A 24,488-nucleotide genomic window follows, 5' to 3' on the forward strand; every position below is an offset into this window, starting at 1 on the left:
GCCTGTCCTGGTCAGATCAGCACAGCTACGGGAAGGAGATCGGCTCTGGGCAGAATGCCCTCCTTGTTCGGCGGTTCGAGACTGTTCTCGCTCAGGTCTGCCAAAAGCGATCCGTAACTCGACTGATGCTCGACGATGACGGCCTGCAGTCGATCGCGAACGTCACGAAGCGAGGGCAGAATCGGCGCTGTCGCAGCGAGCTCTCTGCCCCATCCGTTGACCCGTAGCTGGGTCCGCATCGAGTAGTGGCCGGTGAACTTGAGTGCAACCGGGAACCGATAGAGCAGCTCCAAAGACTGCGCTACGTCCAAGATTCCACCCGGTCCAGTCAGATCGGTCGTGATACCGACACCAGCGGCACGGAGCAGTTTCTCGATCTGCTCGTCTCCCGCTATGTAGACGTTGCCTCGATACACCTCCATGCTTCGGAAGAGCGCATCCCATGTCGACATGCAATAGACGACGGTGAGGATGTCCTGCGCCAAATCGATAGCACGGGGCGGCCGCTCAGCCACAGTGCGCAACAGAGCCAACATGTCGGATTCCTGATCGATAGGCAGGTCCACCGTGGATCGCCGGTCGTGGAAGTACGAGACCAGGTCTTGGCCGGAAATACTGTCGCACACCGCTTCCAGAGCAGTCAGACGCAAGTGCGGCGCTATCACTCGGACGTTCGTTTTCATCGCAGCCTCATCGCATCCGCGTCGAAGACGACGTCGTGCGGTTCGATGGCGACCGATCGCGTGCCCGGCTCCACCCGACCGGCGTCCCACGCGTTCAGCCCGACCGCTGCCGCGGCGTCGAGCACCCCTGTCACGGATCGCGGACGAACGTACAGCGCGAGTCCGGCCCCCATGTTGAACAACGTGTAGGCCTCCGCGGCGTCCAAGGAACGCTCCCGAACGAAGAACTCGAACAACGGAGGCACGGGGGGTAGCTGCTCGATCACATACCTCCACTCCCCCACTGGACGCATGAGCTTGAGGAAGCCGTGACCTGTGATGTGGTTGATGTACGAGATCTCGCAGTCGGAGTCTTCGACGAGCCGACGTACGAGGGGCGTGTAGTTGACGGTCGGAACCAAAATGGCACGACCGAACGTGGTCCCTGCACTATCGATACTCGTGTTGTATCCATCGGGGAGATCGCCCGCGAGTCGCCGCATCGCCGAGGCACCGTTGGTATGCATCCCGCTGCTTTCGACGAGGATGATTCGGTCACCTTCGGCGATTGCTTCGCCCGTCATCGGTCGCTTGCCCTGCGGAATTGCCCCCACCGCAGAACCGGCAAGCTCGATGGCACCCTTGGCCACGATATCCGGCAATGCAGGTGACTCACCTCCGCCCCAGACCGCACCGGACTCTCGGCAGGCCAACTGCCAACCGTTGATGAGCGCCTCAGCCGCCTCGGAGTCGTACCATGTTGCGTCACCGACCGACCAGTACGCGTTGACGACGAGGGGCAGTGCGCCGACGCACAGTAGATCGTTGACAATCGCAGCAACGGCGTCCTTCGCCACGGCGTCGAAGTAGTTTTCGCCGGTCTCTGACAGGACTCGCTCCGCGATCAGGGACTTGGTTCCGAGGCCTTCCACGACGAGCGCAAGTGTCTGCGTCCCCACTGTGAAGCAGAACGCAGGCTCGCCGCGCGTCGAACCGAACACATCGAATCCGTCGTTGTTGACTGCAAGGTCGTCCGTCTTTGCCGCAGCTGCGACTGCCAGCCGTTTGATCAGATCCAGCCGACCGTAATCGACGCCGGACCGTTCGTATTCGCTTGACATTTAAGTAGCCTCTCCGTTGTTGCCGATCGGGCCTGAGGCCGTCAGTCCGACCATAGGTACCACTTCGGACATGAAGGCCTCCGCGCTGGTGGTGTCTGGGCCGTCGGAGAAGTAGATCTGAAATCCGCGGCATCCGGCCTCGTGATAGCCGGATACGACTTCGGCGACGTCCTCGACGGTGCCGATGAACATGCCGCGGGATTTGTTGTATTCGTTCTGTTCGGCGGGTGAACGATCAGCGCCGGGGCGTGTAAGCCATCGGTCGTAGTCGCGTCGGCTCTCGAACAGTAAGCAGTTGGGAGAATGCGTCCGCTCGATCGCGTCGAAGTCACGGTCTGCACGGTCGCAGTGCTGGCGAAGAACAGCGGACTTCTTTTTGAACTGATCGAGTCCGATCTGCCAGTTGACCATGTCGGCCCGCTCCGCTGCTATGCGTAGCGTGTGCCGCTCACCGTCGCCGCCGATCAGGAGTGGCGGTGACGGTGATGCCGGCCGTGGGGCGCAGGTTGCGCCGGCTAGCTGAACGTATTTGCCATCGAAGTACACGTCGTCTTGGCTCCACAACATCGTCAAAGCAGTTGCCGTCTCCTCCAGCAATCGCACTCGTTCGCGGGGCGACCTGTAGGGCACGCCGTGTCGGGCGTACTCGTCTTCATCCCAGCCGGCTCCGAGTCCGACCACGATGCGATTCCCTCCGGCCAGAATGTCGACGCACGCGGCCTGCTTTGCCAGCTGGGATACCGATCGATACGACACGCAACTCACGAGAACGCCTAGATCGACGGTCGGGAATTGAGCTAGGCCCGCCAGAGTCACCCACGGGTCGAACAGTGGCGCGGCGAGCCGGTCTGGATAGGTCTCAAAGTGGTCGAAGACCCACAAACCGTCGTAACCTGCAGCCACCGCGGATCCTGCGAAGTCGACAACGCTCCTCCACGCCTCCGAACCCGATCGGTCCGCGTGCTCTTGTTTCCATCCTTGCGGAACGAATGCACCAAAACGCGGGCGTTGATCCACGTTCGTCACCACCTCTCCGTAGCTGCTCATCACATTGCCCTGCTTTTGTCGGCATGGAACGAAAATGTCTTCCACACGAATGCGCCGAGTAGGACTGCCATCAAAGCCAACACGAGACATGATCGGACTGTCGATTCGAGATCGAATCGACCTTCCTCGGCGCTTCTGATGACCTGCACAGCCCAATAGTGCGGGGTGGCATACCCCAAGGCGCGGGATATTGCAGGTAGATGTTCTGTACGCACGATTGCACCGCCCACTGCTGCGAAGCAGATCAGCAGTAGGAATGTCAGCGACTGAAATGATTGCGGTCCGGGACATGCCACGAATAATGCTGCGCCCAAGAGCGTTCCGACTGCCACCAGCAAGATGTATACGGCTGATACTCCGAAAAGCCCGGTCGACAAGGGCAGAGTGCCGGTGAGAACAGCGTAGACGGTGAAGAACACCAGGGACACCATCGATAGAAGCGCAGCCGGTGCCAGCTTACCCAATAGAAATGCAGAACGCGGTGGTTTGTGAAGGCTTTGTCGGACGAAAGTTCGATCGGTGTATTCGTCGTACAAGGCCAATCCCGCGTAATTGACGACCAGGAAGCTGAACATCACAGCCCAACCCAACGGACCACCGTACAAGACAGAGTCACCGTCGGCAGCCGCGTTCCCGAGCAGTGTCGTGAGAAGCAAAGGCAACACAATTACCAATACCAATGGCGTGCGGATCCGCCACATTATCTTTGTCTGGAGCGATGCGTAGGATTTGAACAGTTGAAATGGCGGGATGACTGTCGATGCCGTTTGTCGTGTCATAGGCCCGAATCCCGTTCGTCTCGGGACTCTCCCACCGAAGTCTTCATCGCAGTTCGAACAGAGGTGGCACGGTAGTCGACGTATGCAACGTTCTCCGAGTCTCCTGCTGATTTCTTGAGATTCTCGACGAGTCCTAGCATCGTGCCGTCGAATTGCACGGTCCGCCGTACAACCCGACTGCTCCTGTCCGTCAGTGTTCCCAGCTCGATCGCCCGCGATTGTGCATGTCCTCGGTCGAGAATTTCACCCAGCGGACGAAGGTGGCCATCGGTCAACACGACTACGTCGTCGCACATCTCTTCGAGGTCCTCCGGGTAGTGAGCGGTCACCAAGAGCGCGCAGCCAGCGCTCTTCCAACCGGCGACCAGGTCGATCAACAGCTGCCGGGAGGAGAAGTCGAGCCCTGCGGTGGGTTCGTCGAGAATGCGGGTCGTCGGCCGGTGGACGAACGCGGTGGCAAGGTGCACAATTCGTTGTTGACCGCCCGAAAGAGTGGCCACCCTTCTGTCGGACAGTCCCTCGAGTCCGAATTCTTCGAGTGCTGCATCCACCACTTGAGTGACTTCGCGGCTTCTCACCAGCATCGATGCTGCGCATCGTAGGTTCTCGACAACTGTCAGCAGTTCATACAGCGCGACGTGCTGAGTGGCGTATCCAACGTCGAGGACACCTCGCTCGGTCAAGTATTGGACCTGGGCATCGTTAGTGCCGGATAGCGTCCTTGTCAGGACGCCCAGCAGCGTTGTCTTGCCTGCTCCATTCCTGCCGGTCAGGCCGACCGACGAGCCAGCAGGTAGGTCGATGTCGAGGCCTTCGAACACCGGTTGATCTTTGCGATGGCTGTAGCTCAAGTCACGGGCGCTCAAGACGAGAGGCCCTCTACCGCTGGTTGGGTCGTAGGGCATCGTTACACGCTCCCGCCGGCGGAGCCGACCTTCGTCGCACCGACGGCGGAGTCGAGCAGCGCATCCAGAACTGGCCGCAGTGTCACCCATTCGTCGCGGCGCGGCAGGCCAGAACGAGCGATGACGTGCATGTCCGAGGTGTACAGCGTTTCGAGCACCGACAACCCGTTCGCAGCCAGGGTTGCGCCCGTCTCTACGCAATCCACGGCTACGTCCGCTAGAAGGGGCACGTAGGCTTCGGTGGATCCGGACACGTTGATAATCGTCGAAGTCCACTGTCGCGCGGTGGACAAACTGCTCGTGAGCACTGGAAATTCGGTTGCTATACGCAGGTCGGAGCCACTGTCGAGATTCGTGCCGTCCGGTCCGATGACGCACATCGACGTTTTGCACCAGCCCAACCGCCCCAGACGGACAATGTTGGTTCCGACGCACTCTGTGATCCACTCGTCGCTTGCTACGCCCAACGACAGGTACCCACTGCTCACGAGGTTCGGGATGTCTCTTGCTTTGAGTAGATGGAACGACATGCTGCGAGTGCGGCCAGAGACCGCCCGTTCGTCCAGCTCGACACCCAGCCTCTTCAAGACATCGGTGGCTGTCGGCGCAAACCGGCCCTTCGGGAGGCCTACGTGAACCATCGTGGTTGCCTCAGGCATTGGCAGGCTTCCGGTGTCCGTACTTTCGCATCTGACGTACGACTTCGTCGCGCATGCTGGCTTGCAGCGCGTCGGTTACAGACACGCCGCAGATGTTTCCGAGACAGAAGACCCATGCGGCCAACTGGCCGAGTTCCTCCGCAATGCGGGTCTGGTGTTCGCCGCGCCTGATTGCTTGCGCCAGTTCACCGAGCTCTTCGAGAGTCCATACCAGTGCGTGTTCGACCCCCACTCGGCCGTACACCTGCATGGCCTCGGTCTGCACTTCGGGCATTGTCAACCGGCGCAGCGACACCGACTTGCGCCACGCGGTATTTTCCGCGCTCACCTCTTTGAGGCGGTCGAGTAGATCCGAGGGGAGGTCCGTGCCGACCACGAGGCTCGGTTGTACCGCGACCGCTGCCACACCGCGGAGTTCATCGGTCAACTTCTCGACCACGGAGTCGTCGATGCCAGTCCGTCGTTGCAGCTCGACCAATGCTTGGCCGACGGCGTGCCTGGCCGCTTTGGGTGCAAGCGGCCTGACTTCCTCCGACGACTGGTCGAACGATTGCACCACCACGAGATCAGGCCTGTTGGTGGCGGCCTTGTGCAAACCCTGTGCGGTACAGAAGTCTGGAATCAAGACGAAAACGTGATCGAGAGCGTCTGTCTGTGCCGAAGCAGGGATTGGTTCGGCGTCGTTGCGGCGGCTATCGGCTACGGCGCTCACGTTGCAGCTTCCCACGGCTTCGGCATAGTGGCCTCCGCACCGTCCACGCGCGCGAGAGTGATCGGAAAGTGCTCGGCGATCTTGGCCGATATCGGAAGCAGGCCGGGAAGTTGTTGTGCAACAACTCCAACGAGCTCGTTCATCCGGTCTACCTGCGTGTCGAACGTGGTGTTGTCCTGGACTCTTGAGAGCATCAGGTCTATCGCAAAGTCGACATCGAATGGCGGCAATTGAGCTGCCGCCTGTCGGAGCAGCGGAATAGACCAGCGTGCGTTGTGATTTGTCAGACCAGCGGCGGCGTTGAGAGCACCGACGATATCCGTTGCACTACGCATCAACGAGAAACTCGCCGCATCCCATTGCTGAAGGTTGGCGTGCGATATCGCGTCTTCACGATGGGAGAAGTGGTCGATCATCCGCGTGATCGCAACCACCTCGGGTAACCGATCGACGAAAGCGCCTGCACGCGAGCGCACAACAGCCTCCTCGTTCGCCAACGGAATCGATGTCGCCAAACGATGAAGTAGCTTCCGGTCCGACTCGTCGTAGATGATCGGAAAGGTGTCTATCGAATCGGGGTCGTCCAGGCAATGAACGAGAACCCGCATCGTTGCAGACACACGCTCCAGTTCCTTGGGCTCATACGTGTCGATACTGACTTCCAGACCTGACGGATGAATGATGGTCGACGTCTCGACGCGCTCTTCTCGAAGCGTCAAACTAGCCAGTCGAGGCCCATCGCCGATGAGAATCAGATCGAGGTCGCTTTCGGCATTTGCCAGCCCCTCCACAACACTGCCGGCAAGAAGCAGCAGTTCGTTTTCACCCACCGGACGAATCAGATCGACTATCTCCTCGAGCTTGAGTCCGAACCCGTGGAGAAAGGCCCGGGCATTCTCTTCCATCTGTTGCTCGAACTGCACTGCGGTGTCCTTCCGGTCGACTTGGAATATGGAGCGGAGGTACAGCGCCTCAACCGGGAGAGCAGATGAGGGTCAAATCGGAGTGCTCCAACCCCGGGTACACGAACGAACGCCACATGGTTCCCAGAACCCGCTGAGGGCGGAGGAAGAGGCGAGCAATTGGGAAGCTCTCGCTATGCCTGAACATCACTCGCCGCATGTCTTTGGCGCTTATTGTCGCGACCTGCTCGAATTCGTCGTCGATGACGAAGCCCGCGTCCAACAGTTCCTGCCGAAAAGATTCCCGAGTGTAATCGTGTTTGTGGTACTTGTAAATGTTCGTCGAGTCATACGTCGTGGCAGAGATGAAGAGTTTGCCGTTCGCGCTCAACGCATTTCGAAATTTGAGGAGTACCGATCGAGGGGACTCCACGTGCTGCAACGCCTCGAAGCACACGATCGCATCGACTGCTTCCGGCAGACTGTCGGTGGCGTCGAAATCGAAGCGGCGATACGTGATGTTGTCCGCGTCGTAGTGTTCTCGGGCGTAATCGAGACACTCGCTGGAGATGTCGAGGGCAAGCACTTCCTCGCACCGTTCGGATATCATCTTGCTTCCATAGCCCGCTCCACAGCCCGCATCGACGACGAGGCCCCCGCTCAGCCGACCGGCAACCTCCTCGTACCGTTCGAGGTGCTGCTGGAGCAGCGTCGAGGCCATGACGTCGTCCGGTTCCACGGACAGAGGGACGACGCGTTCGCCGGTGTCTTTCAACGTCTGGGTCACATGTACCTGCCCTGAGTGCCATTCGGCGTACCGGCACGAGCCGCTACGCATCGGATTGTGCTCTTGGACTGATACTTACCGGGATTTCACTTCTCGGCAACCAAAAGGGGTTACAAAAATGTAAACGTTTGCATACGTGCCCGTGACCGCAACGAGCAGAGCCTGGTCGGAGAGTTCGGAGAGTTCGGAGAGTTCGGAGAGTTCGGAGGCACCGAGTCAGAGCGGGCCGGGATCCACCCGGACGGTTGATTCGCGAACAACCAGCTTGGATCCCAGGGATGATCGAACGGTCGCGGAGTGCCGTGAGCCCTCGATGGCCTGCGCGAGCAGTCGAACCCCCTCGAGGGCAATATCTTCGAGAGGTTGGGCAATCGTCGTCAACGCGGGCGTGCTGAGCGCAGCAAACGGTATGTCATCGAAACCGGTTACGACAATGTCGGCAGGAACCGACACCCCAGCGTCTCTGCACGCTTTGAGAACCCCCAACGCGATCAGATCGTTTCCGCACACCACCGCTGCCGGGCGGTGCGGTGACGCGAGAACGATCCGGCCGGATTCCACTCCCCATTCGAGCGAGTAGTCGCCGAGCAGAACCAGCTCCGGGATGATCGACAGATTTTGCTTCTCCGCATGCCTGAAGAACCCGGCCTGCCGTAGCTCAGAGGATGAATCGGTGGGCGTCGCGCTGATGAATGCCACAGTGGCGACGCCTAATTGACGCAAGTGTGACACGATTAGTCCCTGTGAATAGTCGTCATCGATACCGACCCAGTCGGTGTCGGTGTCACGCGCCCGACGGTCTATTTGAACAACAGGCACCTTTGCCGCCGCTGAACGGACCGCGGGCGCGCTCTCCCATTCGTTCGTGGGGCTGATGATGATGCCATCGACCTGACGCTCGATGAGCGAGGTCAATCGTTGCGCCTCGACAGTGCTGTCGGTCTGCGCATCACACAAGAGCACTTGCCATCCGCGGCGAGCCAATTCGTGGTCCACGTTCTGGACGAGGGCGGTGAAGAACGGGTTGGCCAGATCCGGCACGACCATGCCGATGGTGTCGCTACGTCGGCGGCGGAGAGAGCTCGCGATGACATTGCTCGAGTAACCCAACTCTTCGACTGCCGAAACGATTCGGCTCGTCAACTCGGGTGAGACTGTGCGCGAACCCGACAGAGCACGAGAGACCGTGGCAGTCGATACGCCCGCGCGTTCGGCCACCTGCTTGATCGTTGGAGTCACGGTCGTCCTCTCAGAAAATTAAACGTTCGAACCGTGCAACGATATCGCCGCATCTGGGTATTCTGACCGCAGGCAAACGTTTACATCGATGAAACACCTGGTGGTTGCGCCGTCGAGTGGGCGATGGTTCAGTGGAAATCGGATACCCCATCATCCCCACCCCCAGCACTCGTAAAGGGAGAACCATGAAGTTCAACTTTCGCTCGCGGGTGGCAGCACTCGCCGTAACGGCGATTGCCTCAACCGGGTTGGTCGCCTGCGCCGACAACTCGAAAGAGGAATCACCGGATGGTAGGACCGCAGTCAACATGGTGATGGAATGGCCTGTTGCAGATGCGTTCTGGACGCCATTCCTGGTCGCGCAAGCCAAAGGTTACTACTCTGACGCTGGTATCGACCTGACCATCACTCCCCCGCCCACCGTGTCTGACACGATGAAATTCCTGGGCACAGGACAAGCCGACATTGCCTTCACGACCACCCTCGACGTCGTGTTTGCTCGGGACCAAGACGCGCCGGTCATTGCAACGGGCGCTTACGGCGACACCAACAATTGGGGCCTCATCGCCCGCGACCCGTTCGACCTCTCCGACATCAAAGGCAAGACAGTCGGAATCTACAACGACGCGTGGTCGAGAGCGCAGCTGACCATCATGCTCAACTCCGTCGGCCTCGACATATCGGACGTCCAGTTGGTGACAGCCACCGACAACACGGTTCCGCTCCTTCTCGAGAATCGCGTCGACATCATCACTGGAGTCACCAACGCCGAGTCCCCCGACGTCCGTATCAATGGTGGCTTCGAACCGTTCTTCATGCCTGCCAGTGATCACGGCGCTCCCGACGCACCCATCTTCGTCGTGGCCGGCAACACCGAATGGCTCGACCAAAACCCCGACACAGCAACGGAATTCATGAAATCTACCCTGCGGGGACTCAACGATGCCCTTGCTGACCGGGACAGCGCGATGAAAATTTTCTCCGATGCATATCCCGGTTCGGACATGGCATTCATCGTAGATTCGTGGAACGCGACCGCCGACATCCTGCAAACCCAAAACCCCCCACTGACGCAAAGCGACGGCACCTGGTCGGCCTTGCTCGATGCCGCGGTCGAACAAGGCCTCGTGAACTCTGTCGGCGAACCCAGTACTTACTGGACCGACTCCTACATGCCGCGATGACCTATTTTCAGTCCAAGCCCGCAGCTACAGAACGTGCCCTCGACACCGGCGCAGAGACGGTTGCCTCCCATCCGCCCGCCGGGCTGGTGAAAGCTCAGATTCTGGCCAGAGACGTCGCAAACGCCGCTGCAGAGTACGCGTGGCCAGGAATGACCGAACTCGACCTGGCCCGCTGGGCAGAAGAAGAACTCCGAGCAGGTGGATCATCGGGCCTATGGACCAGGGTCAACGTCGGTTTCGGCGCGGGCACACTGATGTGTTTTCCGACCGAAGCTCCCACCGACAGAATGTTATGGAACGTCGACTGCGGGCACATCGACGTTCACCCGGTAGTAGACGGATGGTGGGGCGACTGTACAAGGACGTTCGTAGTCGGAGACCAGCCCGAGTACCGCGAAGCGCAGGCTCTGATCCAGTCGATTCACGACACCGTTCTCACAGCTGGCTACCCAGGTATGCCGGCCTGCGAGCTGTGGCAGGTGTTCGACGATTGCATCGCCGGCTCTGGATGGACCCACCTGGACAGACTCGGCAATATCGGTCATTCGATCGGACGGAGCGTCTCGTACACAAAGGGCTACATCGACCGGCACAACACGACGCCGATGTGGGAAGCCTGGGCAGTGGAGCCTTTCATCGGCAATGGGACATTTGGTGTCAAGGTCGAAGATGTCGTCTGGTTCGGCCCGCAAGGATGCCAGGTACTCCGTTGATCGACCCTGTGGCGGTTCGCTTTCGTATCGCCACTTAGCGAAAATCCCCAACAGATACCAGTTGGACCCAGCACTCAGAAAGGCAGGAACTCCCATGGCGCGAGTCCTCGTCGCCGGCGAATCCTGGACCACCACGTCCATCCACACCAAAGGCTTCGACTCCTTCACGACAGTGTCCTATCAAGAAGGGGCAGACGACTTTTCGCACGCTCTGCGCTCAGGAGGCCACGCAGTCACATTCATGCCCAATCATGAAGCAGCGCAGAAGTTTCCGTGGTCGGAGCAGGAGCTTAACAACTTCGACGTCGTGGTCCTCAGTGACATCGGCTCCAACACACTCCTGCTACCGAACGATGTCTACTTGGCGGGCAAACCTCAGCCGAACCGGCTCCGCGTGCTCCGTGACTGGGTCCGCGCCGGCGGCTCGCTGATGATGGTCGGCGGATACCTCAGCTTTCAAGGTATCGAGGCAAAAGCGAACTACAAGCCCTCCCTGATCGCCGAGGTACTTCCGGTTCTCATGGAAAGCGGCGACGATCGCGAAGAATGTCCCGACGGTGTCACACCGACGCTGTTCGGGCCGGAACACCCCTGTACGATCGGTCTACCCGGCACCTGGCCCGACCTTCTCGGCTTTCAACGACTGACGCCGCGCTCGGCCGCAACAGTGCTGTCGCAAGTGAACGGCTTCCCTCTCCTCACAGTAGGCGACTACGGCCAGGGCCGATCCGCAGCATTCGCCAGCGATATCGGTCCGCATTGGGCACCAAGCACTTTCACTCGCTGGGACGGGTTCGCTCAACTGTGGACCCAGACCATCTCCTGGCTCGCGAGGGAAGACACCACCACTCCCCCGAACGATGCGCTTGTGACCGTGAACGAGCGCATGCCGTGAGCCTCGTCCTCAGTAGCCTGGCACAGTCGTTCGGGGACGTTCACGCACTCGCCCCAGTCGATCTCACAGTCGAGGAAGGCGAATTCGTTTGTATCGTCGGTCCGTCCGGATGCGGCAAGTCGACGATCTTCAATATTGTCTCCGGACTCCTCACGCCCACCGCGGGCACCGTCACGCTCGACGGACGCCGAATCAACGGTGAAACCGGGCACGTAGGCTACATGCTTCAAAAAGACCTTCTACTGCCCTGGCGAACGGTACTGGACAACATCGTTCTCGGAGACGATGTCCGCGGTGGAGCGTCACGCGCGGCCCGGCAATCCGCAGCAGAAATGGCACAGCACTACGGGCTCGGTGACTACCTGCACCATTACCCGCACGCCCTGTCTGGTGGTATGCGGCAGCGTGTCGCAGTCATGCGCACATTGGCCCTGGACCACCCCGTGATGCTGCTGGACGAGCCGTTCGGCGCGTTGGACAGCCACACCCGGCTGATGATGCAGCAATGGCTACTCCAAGTCTGGCAGGAGCAAAGCAAAACCATCATGTTTGTCACCCACGACATCGACGAGGCTCTGTTCCTCGGCGACCGAGTCGTGGTGATGTCGCCGCGCCCCGGGCGCGTCGACGCCGTGCTCCCCGTCGACCTGCCCCGCCCGCGCGATGTCCACGTCACCACAGACGACAGATACATCGAGCTCAAATCGAGCATCTTGGACCTAATCTACGGCCGCACATCGGAGGCATCATGAGATCTCGGACAGGATCGCTGACGCCACCACGATTCTGGGTAGTCGCCGCCCCTCTCGTCGGCCTCGGGCTCATCATCGTCGTATGGGATCTGTCGGTTCGCCTGTTCGACATCGCTCCCTACGTCCTCCCCAGCCCAGCCCGCACGTTCCGGGCCCTACATGAGAACTGGCCTACCTTGGGCCCGGGAATTCTCATCACCGGACAGGAGTTCGTTCTGGGCTTTTTCATCGGTGCCGCAACCGGTTTCGCATTTGCGCTGGTGATGTCCTGGTCCAGTGCAGTTCAACGCTTCCTGTACCCGATTCTGATCACCTCGCAGGCCGTACCAATTGTTGCGATCGCTCCCGCCCTGGTGATCTGGCTGGGTTTCGGCATGGCACCCAAACTGACCATCGTTGCGGTCATAGTCTTTTTCCCGGTGGTCGTGAACGTTCTGGACGGCCTCGCATCCGTTGACAAGGATCTGATCAACCTCGTCAGAGCAATGGGAGGGACTCGCTGGAGGATATTCCGCTCCGTGACACTGCCTGCAACACTGACTCCCCTGTTCTCCGCTCTGAAGATGACAGCAACGTTCGCCGTGACCGGTGCGGTCATCGGCGAATGGACTGCGTCGACGACCGGTGGGCTCGGCGTTTCCCTGCTCGAGGCACAGTCCCGCCTCGACGTCGCATCGGTATTCGCCGCGATCATTCTGCTAGTTGTCCTCGGTCTGGCGGCATTCGCAGTCGTTGCCGGAGCCGAATCGCTCTTCACACCCTGGCGACGCTCGGCCGCCCAGCCAGGCTGGAGACGACGACTCCGCCGCGCCGATCTCATCCAAAGGCCGGTGCCCGCCGAATCCTTGGACAAGATTTCTCACGATCCTTCCAAATCGATCAAGGCAGAAACCTCATGATCCGCGTAGCGAGCGTCCAAACCAATCCCGCAATGAACGCCGTAAGTGACAACGTCGAGGCCATGGTGGCGACAATGGGCGACCTGGCCCGCGACCGAGTGCAACTAGCGGTGTTTCCTGAACTGGCAACCACCGGCTACATGTTCACCGATGCCGAAGAATGCCGCACTGTGGCCGAAGAGATCCCAACCGGACCGACGACCGAACGTCTACTGCATGCATGCGCCGAATACAACATGCACCTGGTATTCGGCATAGCAGAGAAGGACGGTGACCGACTTTACAACTCGAGCGTACTTCTCGGCCCGACCGGATATATCGGAAAATACCGAAAGCTCCATCTGTGGAATAAGGAGAACATCGTTTTCTCCCCCGGCGACCTCGGCCTTGCCGTTCACGAAACCGCACTCGGCACAATCGGCATTCTGATCTGTTACGATCTCTGGTTTCCAGAGGCAGCACGAACCCTCGCTCTCGACGGAGCCGAAATCCTCTGCGTCCCAACCAACTGGGTGCCCATCGCCGCCGGGAACGGGCCGGACGGATCTGCAATGGCCACGGTGCTGTGCAGCGCCGCAGCACACTGCAATGGGATCCCGGTGGTGGCGGCGGACCGCTGCGGAACCGAACGCGGACAGGATTTTCTTGGCCGCAGCGTGATCACAAGCCATACCGGATGGACTGCAGCCGGACCTGCCCCTACCCTCACCGAGCACGTTCTGGTCGCCGACCTCGACACGGCCGCCATCGGACCAGGGCGGCGATGGAACGACTTCAATAACCCGATAGGTGACCGTCGGACAGATAGCTACCGAATTTCCGACTGAGTTTCGCCGATTGCAGTGAGTCCACCCGGCAATCTGTCTGGAGCGGCATTGTACGGAACCACACGTCGTACTGATGTCGATATTCGGCCAGCACCAACTGCAGGAATTGTGGAGTACGCGAACAGGAACCGGCTGCCCCAAACGCCGTGCAAATCCGGGCATCATTCGTCGTATGTTGTCGTGATGCCCGGACCGCATGCGCGGACGAATCTATTCGGCAAGTGTGGCGATCGATTGAGCCCACAGGAAGTACTTGTTACGACCCAAATCGCCGATCGTCGTAATGTCGAACGCGGCTTTGAGATGGTCGGCGTCGCTGCGGGTTACACCTCGCAGTGAGTAGACCGGAGCGTTGACGAGCTCGTCAAGCTTTTTGTTCTCGTACGCCTTGTCGAGCTTGTCGGCAATGCCGCCCATGTAAACCTCCGGTGGTTCGTAAGAAGGCGAGCCTGGTACAGGACCGCCGGAATACAGAATACTGGGGAGCGGGAGTGCATATGGTGCTCTGTGCTTGCTTCACCCGATACTTGACACGGCGACGGAGAGTTAGGATCAACCGAAGAATGGATTCCGTCGGACTTCTCACCGAGCTGGTCACCCAGCCCACTGTGTCGGGTGATCCCCGCCCTCAGCGCTTGTCGATGGACGCAATCGTGTCCGTCCTCAGGGCCCGCGTCGGTGACCTTGCCATCGACGGCGATCCGGATGGTCCCCACCCATGGCTGTTGATCACCAATCCCTCCCCACCGCCGGCGACGCGACTGATGTTCGCCTGTCACGTCGATACCGTTCCGCCCGGTGATCTGTCGAACTGGCAGTTCGATCCCTTCGCCGCAGATGTCGAAGACGGTGTTCTCCGTGGCCGCGGCACCTCGGACATGAAGGCCGGACTCGTAGCCGCCACCGCCGCAGTGCTGGACGCCTTCGACAACGGGGTTCCTGCCGCCTTGTTGCTCACCAGCGACGAAGAAATTGGCTCTTTCGGTGCCCGTGCCGCTCGCAATGCCGTCGCCGACTGCGCGGTGGGAGCGGTGATAGTACCCGAGGCAACCCGAAATCGCGTCCACCTGGGGCATAGAGGAGCACTGTGGGTCGATGTGACCACCAAAGGAATTGCCGCACACGGAAGCACTCCACAGCGAGGTGAGAGTGCCATCATGAAGCTGGTCGACGTACTGGCGCGGGCCCGCTCCGAGCTCCCACTGTCGACGGATCAGTTCCTGGGCGCAGAGACGTTCAACGTGGGGTTGATCGACGGCGGCTCTGCTCCCAACATCGTCCCCGATAGAGCGCACGTCGTCGTCGATCATCGCACCGTCGGCGACGGGTCCGATCTGTTGTCCTGGTGGCGCGATCAACCCGAGGTCGATCGTGCCGATGCTCGGATCGATCTACCCGGGGTTCGCACACCCAGTGGCAACGGATGGGTCGGGAGCCTTCCGCTTTCCGTTGCAACAGAACCGGTCACGTACTTCACGGACGCGTCCATCATCGCAGCCGCTGTCCCCGCCGCACCGATCGTCGTGTGGGGGCCGGGGACACCTGCACTGATGCACGCCCCGGACGAAACCGTCACGCTCGACGAACTCGATGCGGCGATCGTGGCCTACACCGCGGCGACGCGTGCATGGCCGACCGTCGACTGACGAATCAAGGATTCTGGCTGGGGACTGTGACAGCGACCTATCCATTTGCAGGACAACCTCGAGTTCGGGCACGGTCTCATCGACACCGAGTCCAAACCCGTCGGTCGTAGCCCCGTCGGTCGTAGCTATACGGCCAGTCTTGATATGCAGGGTTACCGGCAAACCTCTGCATATACTGTGCCGCAGCGTCTTTCGCTTTACAGTCGGCGCTGCAGGTCTAAGGAAAGTCCCAATGGAGTTCGCCGCCCTCGACGAAGGGAACCCATCCTTTGCACGGGTGGTGGGTCTCGAGGGAGTCTGCGACGTCGTGGAGCATCGCTCCGATCGAGGGCCAGCGCATGGTGCCTTCGTCGACGACGTCATCGCTCGCGAACCCCACGACGCATCCTGCGGCGTCCCCGTCGCGAGTGTCGACGACTAGTCGGCAGCGGGTGTTGTCCGCAGCGATCGGAATGAAGCTGGGAAGGTAGGTGAACGCGGTCGTTCCGGCAGGATCTGCCATCAGCTGTCGGCCCTCGATCTCCTCCAACGCTGTGGTGGTCTCCGCCCAAATCCCCACGAGACTACGCCAATCGACGACGAGCTCGGCAACTGTCATCGGCCTGTGACCGGGCAGAACCTGGGGGAAGACGTTGCCCCGGTCGCTACCGTTGTGCAGAGCGAACCACTCCCTCAGCTCTGGTGTCCATGTCTGACCCGTCGCACTCTCGGCGTCTCTAATGATCCTTAGTTCGGCGGGTGGATTGAGTCCAGCGGCAGTGACAGGGGCGTACGCGTCGCACCACGAAAGTAGCCTCCCCCACTGGTCCGCAAGGTGCGTCATGAACCGATCGTAGCGGCGGAGCAGATCACGCTTCGAATCATCCTCGAAGCGTCATTCATCCGAAATTACGAAGCGTTCCCTCAATGTCGCGATGAATCCTTCGTATCCGTCCATACCGAATGTGTCCAGGGCCCACATGTAGGTCTCCAGGGCGCGATGCAAAGAGTCGTAGGGGACGGGCTCGTAGAATCCAGCCAGCGTCTTCACAGCCTCGTATTGCTGAAGCGACTCGCGCCTGGACGGTACGCCGGGAACGATCCGTTTCGGGATGGTCGGATCCCACTTCACCCGTTCGGCCAGATCGAAATAATCCTCGTCGAGCCGGCGCTGCCCGATTGCACGATCCGCCCACTCGGTGACCCAAGGGTAGTTGTCGAGCCCGCTGACCGCGAAACATGTTCTGATACAGAATGTCTTGAACTCGTCGAGTATCTCGTCGTCTTGCTGCGCGAGCCAGTCGACCAGCGGTCGGTCGAGGAAGGCCAGCTGTCTCGCGTACTCCTGGTGCTCGAGCTTGCCCTCGAGCGGTCGACCGCCACGAGTCCGTTTCAGAGCACCGACAGCGCGGCCGAGATCTGACTCGGGGTCGACCTTTCGAGTGACGCCGTTCTCATCGCGGATGTAGATCATCGACCTGTCCGGCCACAGCTCGGTGTCGTTCGACGGCTCGTCGGACCACGCCTTATCCGTCTTTTTCAGCGTTGTCACCACAGGTGGTTCGGTGAGGTCGTCGCGGTGTGTGGGCCAGAATTGGAACAGGTAGTCCTCGACCGGCTCTGGCACCTCCTGCGAGGTCGACGTGTCGCGGCCACGTGCATGGGCGCGAACACGGTAAACGCCCGCGGGGATCTGCCCCAGACCCTCCGATGGGTGCCCGTCCAGTGATCGCACTTCGATCGCGGCCGACGCGGCGATGACCGATTCTTCGATCACCTCCCAGTCGTCGTACTCGGCGGCGGGCTCTGCCTGCCACACCTGCACAGTTACGCGAGCAGGACCGTAGGACACGCCCGTGTACGTGGCCAGAAATCCGGGACCTACCTCGATCAACGTGCCTTTCGCCTGCACGTCGAGAGTGTCTGTGTCGTCGTTCGCGACAACGAATTGATCGTGATCGACCTCGACGATTCCCGAGGTCTGCAGAACAGGTTCAGTATCTCCGGCCACGCAGACGAGCCTAGCGTTTTCGCGAGTCCGCTTGCGGGGTGCGAAGCAATACGGCCAGTTCTGATATGCAGGGTTACCGGTAAACTACTGAATATTGTTGCAGCGCAACACTTATCGTCGTCTGCACGTCTCGGCGGCGGATCGATGCGATGGGTCCTGACCCAAGAAAGAGGCCCTTGATCGGCTGCGAAACACTGTGCCGCGGTTCATGCGTTGCTCGAAACGAATTAGGTGGGCTTCTCCGGTGTCTCGGCGTCGAGGTAGCCCCACCAGTCGATACCGTTCTTGTCTTGCCGGAGGTTGTTCGCGACGGTCCCCAACGGCTCTCCGATATCGAAATCGGCCACTTCTCGGCCGAAGCGCTCGGCGGCTGCCGTCTCCGCAGCAGGAGGCGGCCCCGATTGTGTCATCCGAATTCCCAGAGTCTTCGCGACAGTCATGTACCGGTATACAACGCAGAACGCATCCGGACCGTCCGTCCACGCGTCGGCAACACCGACACCCCACGCTTCGGACAACGAGCTCGTCGATAGGCGACGCAAGCATGAAGCCAAAGCGGATTGCGCCCATGTCGACGACAGCTCACCGTACTGTTCCAACAGTTCACGGTGCCTGGAGGTGTATCGACGGGCCGATGGAGAATAGGCCTGGGCAGCAACTGTTCCGGCCGGAAAGTAGTCTTCGCGCAGTCCGTGCTGGTTTCGATCCATGATCTGCAGCTTAAGACGGGCAGCGGCACCCTCGGGGAACCGTGACAGCGACTGCCCGCACACGCCCCACGTCTAGGCGCAGAGCAATACGACCATTCTTGATATGCAGGGTTACCGGTAAACTACTGCATATTGTTGCAGCGCAACACTTGTCGTCGTCTGCACGTCTCGGCGGCGGATCGATGCGATGGGTCCTGACCCACGAAAGAGGCCCTTGATTGGCTGCGAAACACTGTGCCGCGGTTCATGCGTTGCTCGAAACGAATTAGGTGGGCTTCTCCGGTGTCTCGGCGTCGAGGTAGCCCCACCAGTCGATACCGTTCTTGTCTTGCCGGAGGTTGTTCGCGACGGTCCCCAACGGCTCTCCGATATCGAAATCGGCCACTTCTCGGCCGAAGCGCTCGGCGTCTGCCGTCTCCGCAGCAGGAGGCGGCCCCGATTGTGTCATCCGAATTCCCAGAGTCTTCGCGACAGTCATGTACCGGTATACAACGCAGAACGCATCCGGACCGTCCGTCCACGCGTCGGCAACACCGACACCCCATGCTTCGGACAACGAGCTCGTCGATAGGCGACGCAAGCATGAAGCCAAAGCGGATTCCGCCCAGGTCGACGACAGCTCACCGTACTGTTCCAACAGTTCACGGTGCCTGGAGGTGTATCGACGGGCCGATGGAGAATAGGCCTGGGCAGCAACTGTTCCGGCCGGAAAGTAGTCTTCGCGCAGTCCGTGCTGGTTTCGATCCATGATCTGCAGCTTAAGACGGGCAGCGGCACCCTCGGGGAACCGTGACAGCGACTGCCCGCACACGCCCCACGTCTAGGCGCAGAGCAATACGACCACTTTTGATATGCAGGGTTACCGGTATGAGCTGGAATCAACTGGCGCGCAGTACAATTCGACCTTACCTGCTGAGGTCTTGTTATAGGTTCCGTGTGACCAGCTCAGCCGATCTACGCACTCCTGTGATCCCGGAAGTCCGCACTCTCCCAGGCGTACCGGCTTTCTCGGCCGCGCGGCGCATGTCCAGGAGTTCGATAGGCACCGTGGGTATATCGGTCATTTCAGCGTCACGTTAGTTACAGTGAATCGACTTGTCTCAAGTAGGTTGCTTGTTATTCGCACCCCTGTAAGTCGTTCTGCGAGCGCAAATGATCCCGCAACGTGGTGAAATTCCCGTCCTGGCGTTTCGTCGAGGTCTATCCCGCCGACTTCGGAGATCAGGGCGACGATGTGGGCGCGCGATTCCGGTGGCTGGCGGTCGGCAAGTACGCCCAGCAAGTCTGATTGCGGCAGGAGAGGCTCGAATGAGATTTTCTTGACACCTCCCGACCACCACACGAATCTGTCTGCACCGTGCGAAACAACATCATGAGTCATGACTATCTCGGACATCGCCGTATCTGAGATACCGAGAAATCCCGGTGCCTGCAGCAGCATCGTCCACCCGTCTCCGATATTGGCAATTGCGACCGGCTGGACTTGCACCCCATCGGCGTCGTGTTGCACGCCCAGGTCATAACTCTCGCGAAGTGCGGCTTTAGCGCCGACTGCCGAGAGCCTGTCATCGGACACTCTGAGGCTGGTCAGAATATCTCCTGTAGTACTCGCGTCAACGAGCGCCAAGCAGTAACCGTCGGAGGTGAAGAAGTCGAACTCTTCGACCCAAAGGTAATCACGATAGCTCGTCACGTCGTCTCCATCTCACTGTGCGTACCGGTACGGCCGGGCGCTCAGTCGCTACCTAAACAAACGGAGGATCCCGTGTCATGGATCTTGCCCGAACGTTTGCATGTGCTGTCACCCAGTGCTCGAGAGCGCGGTGACGATGTTCGGCGACGCCATGATTGGAATGAATCCGTCACCGAGTATCCGGCGGCAGCCGTCGAGTTCGACGGCGATAGTCACCGGTCCCCAATCGCTCGTCGCAGGGTCGGTGACAGTAACAGCCACGACCGAGGTGGCGGTTTCGGTGCATGGGGTTGCTGCCGGTAGATCTGCTAGTACCTCTTGGCTCAGAACAGGTTCGGCGATGTCCAAGGTTCGAGCACCGGTGAATGCAGGCACGGGTCCGGTCGTGTCGAATCGGCAGAACCCGGAGGCGAAGATCGGGAGGTCGAGAAGGGACCGTGGTCCCGGGATCGGCAAGGTGGTTAGCGCGGATGGGCAGTTGAAGAGCAGGTCGATCGCGGTTGGATCCAGTCGTGCATAGAGCTCGACTGCGGAGATCTCGGTCAGGGATTGGATCTCGTACAGTCCGAGCGTGTTGTCGAATCCGCACTCACCGATCGGATACGTCGGCTCCAGTGCACGGCCGTCGGCGTCGATCAGCCACATGTCTGTCAGCGGCGGCATGCTGTATTCGCTGGTCCCGCAGAAAATTGGCCAGGCCGGTCGTGACGAGGGTGCATTCAAGGCCTCGATCACCGGTCCGAAGTCGCCGCTGTAGTGCCGCTCAAAGTAGCTGACGGTGCCGTCGGCCGCCACCGTGTCACCGGTAAAGGTGTCGCACACGACCGCCGAAGTCGGGGCGAAGGTGGTCGGGACGGTGCCGGCAGCCGGCCTCGGTGAAACCGCAGACCTGTCCGCAGCAGTCGGAATATCGGCCGATCCGCTCACGTTTTGCGGAAGCGGGCAGACGAACGAGTCCGCCGACCCGATCTGTGCTGCGGTGCGGGGTTGCGGAGTGGTTGCGACTCCGTACGCGGTCATGGCGAGCAACACGGCGACGAACAGAGTCAGCCCTGCCCGTCGTCCGTTCACTGTCGCAGCATAGAACCACTTCTCCCTCCTGGCCGTGACCGGCGAGAGATCGCGCCGTGTACTGTCGCCGCGTTTGCGGACCAGCTAGCGTCGATGCCCCGCTGTTCGAATCCGCGACCAGCCTCGTTCGATAGTCGTCGGAGCAATGCGGCAAATTTTGATATGCAGGGTTGCCGGTAGACCTCTGCATGTGCTGTGCTGCAACAGTTTTGAATAAGAACTGCCTCGGTGTGGCGAACGCCGGAAACGGAGGCTGGAGGACAGTCGGGCAATGGGTCAAGCAGAGCCCCGCCTGCCTGCTGTACGACGATACGTGCGGCGTCCAGGCGGTTGACCGGGCGTCCTCGAACTGGAGAGGTGGTTCAGTCATCTAGCTCGACTGGGTAGATGCTGGACATGGAACGATCGATAATGAAGCCCGGTCTAGCCCTGCGGGGCGGGACCGGGCAACGACTCAAGGAGATATATGGAAGCGCGTCAGCGACTGATCGTCCTGGTCCTGGCCGCGTCAGCAGTCATCAGTGGCGTCTTGGCATCACCCACCTCCCAGGACCAACGAGGGGCGAATGCTGAATCGTGGTCCGAAAACTTCCTGAAGTGGCATCAGGGTCCTCTGATCACCCTTGTCGCAGTGGCCGTGGTTGTTGCCGTACTCGTTCCACTTCGAGCCCGCGGTGGACGAAACCTCGCGAGATCGTGTGCCGTAGTTGTCGCGGGATGCGGGTTTGTGAAGTCACCGTGGATTCTGGGTGCGCTCATGTACATGGCGTTCAACAACGCAGCGGCCCTCGCCGCGTTATGTGCTGTTCTGTTGTGGGCGACTTCTGCAGCGATCCTGGTTGGTGTAGCCAAGCGAAGCCCTGTCAGCCAGTCCTGATCCGACCACGACAAACCCGCAGCGTCACAGCCACGGGATTCTACTTGCTGTCCGCACGTCAGCCGGTCTGGTCGATTCACGGGTGTTGGTCTCGCCGGGGTTCCGCTGTCCAGGGCTTTGCGTGAGCACCGATTCGACTCGGAGTCCCGTCATCGCGGACTCAATGGGTGGTAGCGCACTGCGGCGAAAGGCTTTTGGGCTGTGGCCAGACACGTGACTGTTCAATTGGTCGACGACGTCGACGGCTCGATCACCGACGACGAGTCCGGTGAAGCGATCGGGTTCGCAGTCAACAGCGTCGAGTATGCGACTAGCCGGACCGCTTCAAGCGTTTAGGAACATCCTGGGTCGGCGTGAACCTCGAATCCGTCTTGCCGGTCGAGGTCGTCGAACGTGCGCACCTTTTTGCATAGGTACTCGCGGTCGATTCGCCATTCCCCGTCCGACTCCAGGACGAACGGAACTGCACCTGGATCGGTTTGAATGGACTCGCCGTTCGGGAAATCGTATTTCATAGTCCTTGTAACGACAGCGCGGTTTGGACCGTCCTCGGACACGTCGAGAACGGTGTTGGTTACCGACATATCTCGAGATGTCTCGTCCGTCGGATCCAAGACTTGCGGAACGGGACCCTCGCCCGAGATGGCACTTCCAACACTCCGTGCAGCTGTCCCGGGATTGCTGATTGCGTTCAACTTGGCTGTGGCAGCTTCGGATGTCGGTAAGTGCGAATCCGGGTTGGGCTGCGCGTTGATCACAGCGTAGGTGCCGACCGAAACAGCGGAAGCCACGAGCAACGTACCTATGCCGGCGACAATCGTCGTACGTTTCCTCATCGAATCGCGTCTTTCCGTCAATTAATGAACACCATGGGCTCTATACGGTCCCGCCTCGTATTCAAGCGATTGCAGAACTGGGGTCTTTGGCGTTGAGCCACCATGGAACAAAGGGGCTGATAGCACCGAGAGTGACCGGGCCGAAATATCCGAATGCTGCCGGGTTTTGAAGCAATGTTGGCACTGCTATCACTCCCATGGCCACTGCCAACAGCCCTAGCCCGGCAAGTACCCGAAACCGTCTTGATGCCTTCACGTTCGGCCAACGCAGGCCGACAGTCTTCTCTAGGAGAAAAGCGACCAGGAGGAGGACCAGGCCTACACATACGCCCATCGCGACTAGTGAGACGATGATCTGATACGCAGCCATTGGTGGACCTCCTCGTGGCTCTGAGCCTACCGTCCGGCGTATGCCGTCGTTGACGGCATGGTCACATCATCTGACTTCGCGGAACAGGTCTCCACGTCGTTCGGCAGTCTCGAGATCCCACTGGCCGCTCACGGCCTCGATCTCGGTGACGTCGTCCAGCTCAGATCCTACGTCGTGGACCCCAGCTTCGAGAAACTCGGCGTGATCGGGCAGGCGGTCACGGGCCGATGCGGTGAGGTGCCTCCCACTCAAACCGTCTTAGGTGTCACAGGGCTTGCCGTGCCTGACATGCTTTTCGAGGTCAAAGCGACTGCGATCATGGCCTAGCGGTCCGGCCGGTTGGTACGCACGACACATCGCCCGCAATAGTTCTGGGTGCAGCGTGGACGCTGGAGTGCGCCCAGCCGACAATACGACCAGTCTTGATATGCAGGGTTACCAGCAAACCTCTGCATATACTGTGCCGCAGCGTCTTTCGCTTGCAATAGCAGTCCAGCTGGCACTGCGAAACTGTGCCGCGGTTTATGCAGTACTCGAAAGCCAGCCGCCGAACGAAGTAGGTCGCAGCGTTAGTTGAAGTCGAGTCCCGGTCTGGTCAGACGACGCCGCCAGGTCTCCCATGCGCGTCGTGCGACCGTCATGAATTCACCGTCGTCACCGCGTCTACGTGTGAACGGGAGCGGTCAGGCAGCGACTTCGAGGTCGCAGCGCATTGCCGACGTGTTCTAGTAGAACAGTGGACTGGGTCGAGAAAGAACTGAGGGTTGCCGCTGTTACCGGTGCCTGCACAGGTGCGGGTGTCATGCTCCCCTGGGCTCTTGAGCGGTCCATGTCCTGGTTGGCGCTGCTGGTGTTTCCTGCGTTCTGCGGTGCGGTGGCCGGGCTGTTGGTCGGTGTGATCGCGGTCGGTGGTGGCCGCTACGCGCTGTGGTCGAATCGAGTGTGGCCCGCACGATCACACCGCACCTGGCGCCATCGATTCGCCAGTTGCACCGCAGTGGCAGTCACGCTAGTGACCGCTGCCGCCATGTGCTGGCTCCCCGTCGCTGCCGGTGAAATCTCCACCGATACAGACGAATTCTCGCTCTGGTGGATCGCACTGGCAGCAATAACGGCGTCGAGTTACCTATTCGCTTACTTTCTCGCACCAGCGATTGACCTCACCGCCCGAACAGAGGACCGCCTCGGTGAGGTCTAGGTTCCGTACCCCGG

The 24,488-nt window shown here is 60.2% G+C and carries 26 protein-coding genes; 9 read left to right on the forward strand and 17 right to left on the reverse strand.

The window, feature by feature from the left end; translation table 11 throughout:
- Positions 1 to 11: 11 nt before the first annotated feature.
- The 10 genes from ACQR3T_RS26040 to ACQR3T_RS26085 all read right to left on the reverse strand — a co-directional run bounded on the left by ACQR3T_RS26040 (position 12) and on the right by ACQR3T_RS26085 (position 8,813).
- Positions 12 to 683, reverse strand: a complete 672-nt coding sequence (locus tag ACQR3T_RS26040) for a hypothetical protein (RefSeq protein ID WP_428695452.1) — start codon at positions 681 to 683, stop codon at positions 12 to 14.
- On the reverse strand, positions 680 to 1,783 hold the full coding sequence (locus tag ACQR3T_RS26045; protein ID WP_428695453.1) for an AIR synthase related protein: 1,104 nt from the start codon (positions 1,781 to 1,783) through the stop codon (positions 680 to 682). Before ACQR3T_RS26045 ends, ACQR3T_RS26040 begins: the two co-directional genes overlap by 4 nt.
- Positions 1,784 to 2,920, reverse strand: a complete 1,137-nt coding sequence (locus ACQR3T_RS26050) for an LLM class flavin-dependent oxidoreductase (RefSeq protein WP_428695454.1) — start codon at positions 2,918 to 2,920, stop codon at positions 1,784 to 1,786. It lies immediately after the preceding gene.
- Positions 2,830 to 3,609, reverse strand: a complete 780-nt coding sequence (locus tag ACQR3T_RS26055; RefSeq protein WP_428695455.1) for an ABC transporter permease — start codon at positions 3,607 to 3,609, stop codon at positions 2,830 to 2,832. Before ACQR3T_RS26055 ends, ACQR3T_RS26050 begins: the two co-directional genes overlap by 91 nt.
- Positions 3,606 to 4,514, reverse strand: coding sequence for an ATP-binding cassette domain-containing protein (locus tag ACQR3T_RS26060; protein ID WP_428695456.1), 909 nt, complete (start codon positions 4,512 to 4,514; stop codon positions 3,606 to 3,608). Before ACQR3T_RS26060 ends, ACQR3T_RS26055 begins: the two co-directional genes overlap by 4 nt.
- A 2-nt stretch (positions 4,515 to 4,516) precedes the next feature.
- Complete coding sequence (gene hisG / locus ACQR3T_RS26065) at positions 4,517 to 5,173, reverse strand: ATP phosphoribosyltransferase (RefSeq protein WP_428695457.1); 657 nt, start codon at positions 5,171 to 5,173, stop codon at positions 4,517 to 4,519.
- The gene (locus ACQR3T_RS26070; protein ID WP_428695458.1) at positions 5,166 to 5,885 is read right to left on the reverse strand and encodes a MazG nucleotide pyrophosphohydrolase domain-containing protein; all 720 of its coding nucleotides are present in this window, start codon (positions 5,883 to 5,885) and stop codon (positions 5,166 to 5,168) included. The genes hisG and ACQR3T_RS26070 overlap by 8 nt, the downstream gene beginning before the upstream one ends.
- The gene (locus tag ACQR3T_RS26075; protein ID WP_428695459.1) at positions 5,882 to 6,808 is read right to left on the reverse strand and encodes a nucleotidyltransferase domain-containing protein; all 927 of its coding nucleotides are present in this window, start codon (positions 6,806 to 6,808) and stop codon (positions 5,882 to 5,884) included. The genes ACQR3T_RS26070 and ACQR3T_RS26075 overlap by 4 nt, the downstream gene beginning before the upstream one ends.
- 49 nt (positions 6,809 to 6,857) lie before the next feature.
- Positions 6,858 to 7,625, reverse strand: a complete 768-nt coding sequence (locus ACQR3T_RS26080) for a class I SAM-dependent methyltransferase (RefSeq protein ID WP_428695460.1) — start codon at positions 7,623 to 7,625, stop codon at positions 6,858 to 6,860.
- Between the two features lie 165 nt (positions 7,626 to 7,790).
- A complete protein-coding gene (locus tag ACQR3T_RS26085; RefSeq protein ID WP_428695461.1) occupies positions 7,791 to 8,813 on the reverse strand; it encodes a LacI family DNA-binding transcriptional regulator in 1,023 nt (340 codons plus the stop codon).
- A 131-nt stretch (positions 8,814 to 8,944) separates the two neighbouring features.
- Between ACQR3T_RS26085 and ACQR3T_RS26090 the strand changes: the two genes are divergently transcribed.
- The 6 genes from ACQR3T_RS26090 to ACQR3T_RS26115 all read left to right on the forward strand — a co-directional run bounded on the left by ACQR3T_RS26090 (position 8,945) and on the right by ACQR3T_RS26115 (position 14,083).
- The gene (locus ACQR3T_RS26090; RefSeq protein WP_428695462.1) at positions 8,945 to 9,997 is read left to right on the forward strand and encodes an ABC transporter substrate-binding protein; all 1,053 of its coding nucleotides are present in this window, start codon (positions 8,945 to 8,947) and stop codon (positions 9,995 to 9,997) included.
- Entirely contained in the window at positions 9,994 to 10,710 is a 717-nt protein-coding gene (locus ACQR3T_RS26095) for a M24 family metallopeptidase (protein WP_428695463.1), read from the forward strand. The genes ACQR3T_RS26090 and ACQR3T_RS26095 overlap by 4 nt, the downstream gene beginning before the upstream one ends.
- A 94-nt stretch (positions 10,711 to 10,804) precedes the next feature.
- The gene (locus tag ACQR3T_RS26100) at positions 10,805 to 11,605 is read left to right on the forward strand and encodes a glutamine amidotransferase (RefSeq protein ID WP_428695464.1); all 801 of its coding nucleotides are present in this window, start codon (positions 10,805 to 10,807) and stop codon (positions 11,603 to 11,605) included.
- Positions 11,602 to 12,357 (forward strand): ABC transporter ATP-binding protein, encoded by a 756-nt coding sequence (locus ACQR3T_RS26105; RefSeq protein ID WP_428695465.1) that lies wholly within the window; start codon positions 11,602 to 11,604, stop codon positions 12,355 to 12,357. Before ACQR3T_RS26100 ends, ACQR3T_RS26105 begins: the two co-directional genes overlap by 4 nt.
- Positions 12,354 to 13,256: an ABC transporter permease gene (locus ACQR3T_RS26110; protein WP_428695466.1), complete on the forward strand. Its 903-nt coding sequence runs from the start codon at positions 12,354 to 12,356 to the stop codon at positions 13,254 to 13,256. Before ACQR3T_RS26105 ends, ACQR3T_RS26110 begins: the two co-directional genes overlap by 4 nt.
- Positions 13,253 to 14,083 (forward strand): nitrilase-related carbon-nitrogen hydrolase, encoded by an 831-nt coding sequence (locus ACQR3T_RS26115; protein ID WP_428695467.1) that lies wholly within the window; start codon positions 13,253 to 13,255, stop codon positions 14,081 to 14,083. The genes ACQR3T_RS26110 and ACQR3T_RS26115 overlap by 4 nt, the downstream gene beginning before the upstream one ends.
- Positions 14,084 to 14,293: 210 nt before the next feature.
- Here the strand turns inward: ACQR3T_RS26115 and ACQR3T_RS26120 are convergent, their stop codons facing one another.
- Positions 14,294 to 14,500: a hypothetical protein gene (locus ACQR3T_RS26120; RefSeq protein ID WP_428695468.1), complete on the reverse strand. Its 207-nt coding sequence runs from the start codon at positions 14,498 to 14,500 to the stop codon at positions 14,294 to 14,296.
- A 146-nt stretch (positions 14,501 to 14,646) separates the two neighbouring features.
- On the opposite strand from ACQR3T_RS26120, the gene ACQR3T_RS26125 reads away from it, so the two are divergent.
- Positions 14,647 to 15,729, forward strand: coding sequence for a M20 family metallopeptidase (locus ACQR3T_RS26125; RefSeq protein ID WP_428695469.1), 1,083 nt, complete (start codon positions 14,647 to 14,649; stop codon positions 15,727 to 15,729).
- A gap of 217 nt (positions 15,730 to 15,946) precedes the next feature.
- Here ACQR3T_RS26125 and ACQR3T_RS26130 read toward each other — a convergent pair whose 3' ends face one another.
- From ACQR3T_RS26130 to ACQR3T_RS26155, 6 genes are all read right to left on the reverse strand, one after another.
- Positions 15,947 to 16,552: a hypothetical protein gene (locus ACQR3T_RS26130; RefSeq protein WP_428695470.1), complete on the reverse strand. Its 606-nt coding sequence runs from the start codon at positions 16,550 to 16,552 to the stop codon at positions 15,947 to 15,949.
- Between the two features lie 51 nt (positions 16,553 to 16,603).
- A complete protein-coding gene (locus ACQR3T_RS26135; RefSeq protein WP_428695471.1) occupies positions 16,604 to 17,719 on the reverse strand; it encodes a hypothetical protein in 1,116 nt (371 codons plus the stop codon).
- Positions 17,720 to 17,946: 227 nt separating this feature from the next.
- Positions 17,947 to 18,159 (reverse strand): hypothetical protein, encoded by a 213-nt coding sequence (locus ACQR3T_RS26140; RefSeq protein WP_428695472.1) that lies wholly within the window; start codon positions 18,157 to 18,159, stop codon positions 17,947 to 17,949.
- 535 nt (positions 18,160 to 18,694) lie between these two features.
- The gene (locus ACQR3T_RS26145) at positions 18,695 to 18,907 is read right to left on the reverse strand and encodes a hypothetical protein (RefSeq protein WP_358375265.1); all 213 of its coding nucleotides are present in this window, start codon (positions 18,905 to 18,907) and stop codon (positions 18,695 to 18,697) included.
- A 582-nt stretch (positions 18,908 to 19,489) separates the two neighbouring features.
- On the reverse strand, positions 19,490 to 20,122 hold the full coding sequence (locus ACQR3T_RS26150) for a DUF6461 domain-containing protein (RefSeq protein ID WP_428695473.1): 633 nt from the start codon (positions 20,120 to 20,122) through the stop codon (positions 19,490 to 19,492).
- A 108-nt stretch (positions 20,123 to 20,230) separates the two neighbouring features.
- On the reverse strand, positions 20,231 to 21,193 hold the full coding sequence (locus ACQR3T_RS26155) for a hypothetical protein (protein WP_428695474.1): 963 nt from the start codon (positions 21,191 to 21,193) through the stop codon (positions 20,231 to 20,233).
- A gap of 2,140 nt (positions 21,194 to 23,333) precedes the next feature.
- Here ACQR3T_RS26155 and ACQR3T_RS26160 point away from each other — a divergent pair.
- Both ACQR3T_RS26160 and ACQR3T_RS26165 read left to right on the forward strand, forming a co-directional pair.
- On the forward strand, positions 23,334 to 23,603 hold the full coding sequence (locus ACQR3T_RS26160; RefSeq protein ID WP_428695475.1) for a Rid family hydrolase: 270 nt from the start codon (positions 23,334 to 23,336) through the stop codon (positions 23,601 to 23,603).
- A gap of 409 nt (positions 23,604 to 24,012) precedes the next feature.
- Positions 24,013 to 24,474, forward strand: coding sequence for a hypothetical protein (locus ACQR3T_RS26165; RefSeq protein ID WP_428695476.1), 462 nt, complete (start codon positions 24,013 to 24,015; stop codon positions 24,472 to 24,474).
- The last annotated feature ends 14 nt before the right edge of the window (positions 24,475 to 24,488 follow it).

It is taken from the genome of Rhodococcus sp. IEGM1428 (assembly GCF_050321865.1).
GTDB lineage: Bacteria > Actinomycetota > Actinomycetes > Mycobacteriales > Mycobacteriaceae > Rhodococcoides.

What these genes read in the sequence shown, in the direction of transcription:
- ACQR3T_RS26040 (WP_428695452.1), bottom strand. Translation starts at nt 683, where the DNA reads ATGAAAACGAACGTCCGAGTGATAGCGCCGCACTTGCGTCTGACTGCT.
- ACQR3T_RS26045 (WP_428695453.1), bottom strand. Translation starts at nt 1,783, where the DNA reads ATGTCAAGCGAATACGAACGGTCCGGCGTCGATTACGGTCGGCTGGAT.
- ACQR3T_RS26050 (WP_428695454.1), bottom strand. Translation starts at nt 2,920, where the DNA reads ATGTCTCGTGTTGGCTTTGATGGCAGTCCTACTCGGCGCATTCGTGTG.
- ACQR3T_RS26055 (WP_428695455.1), bottom strand. Translation starts at nt 3,609, where the DNA reads ATGACACGACAAACGGCATCGACAGTCATCCCGCCATTTCAACTGTTC.
- ACQR3T_RS26060 (WP_428695456.1), bottom strand. Translation starts at nt 4,514, where the DNA reads ATGCCCTACGACCCAACCAGCGGTAGAGGGCCTCTCGTCTTGAGCGCC.
- hisG (WP_428695457.1), bottom strand. Translation starts at nt 5,173, where the DNA reads ATGCCTGAGGCAACCACGATGGTTCACGTAGGCCTCCCGAAGGGCCGG.
- ACQR3T_RS26080 (WP_428695460.1), bottom strand. Translation starts at nt 7,625, where the DNA reads ATGCGTAGCGGCTCGTGCCGGTACGCCGAATGGCACTCAGGGCAGGTA.
- ACQR3T_RS26095 (WP_428695463.1), top strand. Translation starts at nt 9,994, where the DNA reads ATGACCTATTTTCAGTCCAAGCCCGCAGCTACAGAACGTGCCCTCGAC.
- ACQR3T_RS26100 (WP_428695464.1), top strand. Translation starts at nt 10,805, where the DNA reads ATGGCGCGAGTCCTCGTCGCCGGCGAATCCTGGACCACCACGTCCATC.
- ACQR3T_RS26110 (WP_428695466.1), top strand. Translation starts at nt 12,354, where the DNA reads ATGAGATCTCGGACAGGATCGCTGACGCCACCACGATTCTGGGTAGTC.
- ACQR3T_RS26115 (WP_428695467.1), top strand. Translation starts at nt 13,253, where the DNA reads ATGATCCGCGTAGCGAGCGTCCAAACCAATCCCGCAATGAACGCCGTA.
- ACQR3T_RS26120 (WP_428695468.1), bottom strand. Translation starts at nt 14,500, where the DNA reads ATGGGCGGCATTGCCGACAAGCTCGACAAGGCGTACGAGAACAAAAAG.
- ACQR3T_RS26125 (WP_428695469.1), top strand. Translation starts at nt 14,647, where the DNA reads ATGGATTCCGTCGGACTTCTCACCGAGCTGGTCACCCAGCCCACTGTG.
- ACQR3T_RS26130 (WP_428695470.1), bottom strand. Translation starts at nt 16,552, where the DNA reads ATGACGCACCTTGCGGACCAGTGGGGGAGGCTACTTTCGTGGTGCGAC.
- ACQR3T_RS26140 (WP_428695472.1), bottom strand. Translation starts at nt 18,159, where the DNA reads ATGACTGTCGCGAAGACTCTGGGAATTCGGATGACACAATCGGGGCCG.
- ACQR3T_RS26145 (WP_358375265.1), bottom strand. Translation starts at nt 18,907, where the DNA reads ATGACTGTCGCGAAGACTCTGGGAATTCGGATGACACAATCGGGGCCG.
- ACQR3T_RS26160 (WP_428695475.1), top strand. Translation starts at nt 23,334, where the DNA reads ATGGTCACATCATCTGACTTCGCGGAACAGGTCTCCACGTCGTTCGGC.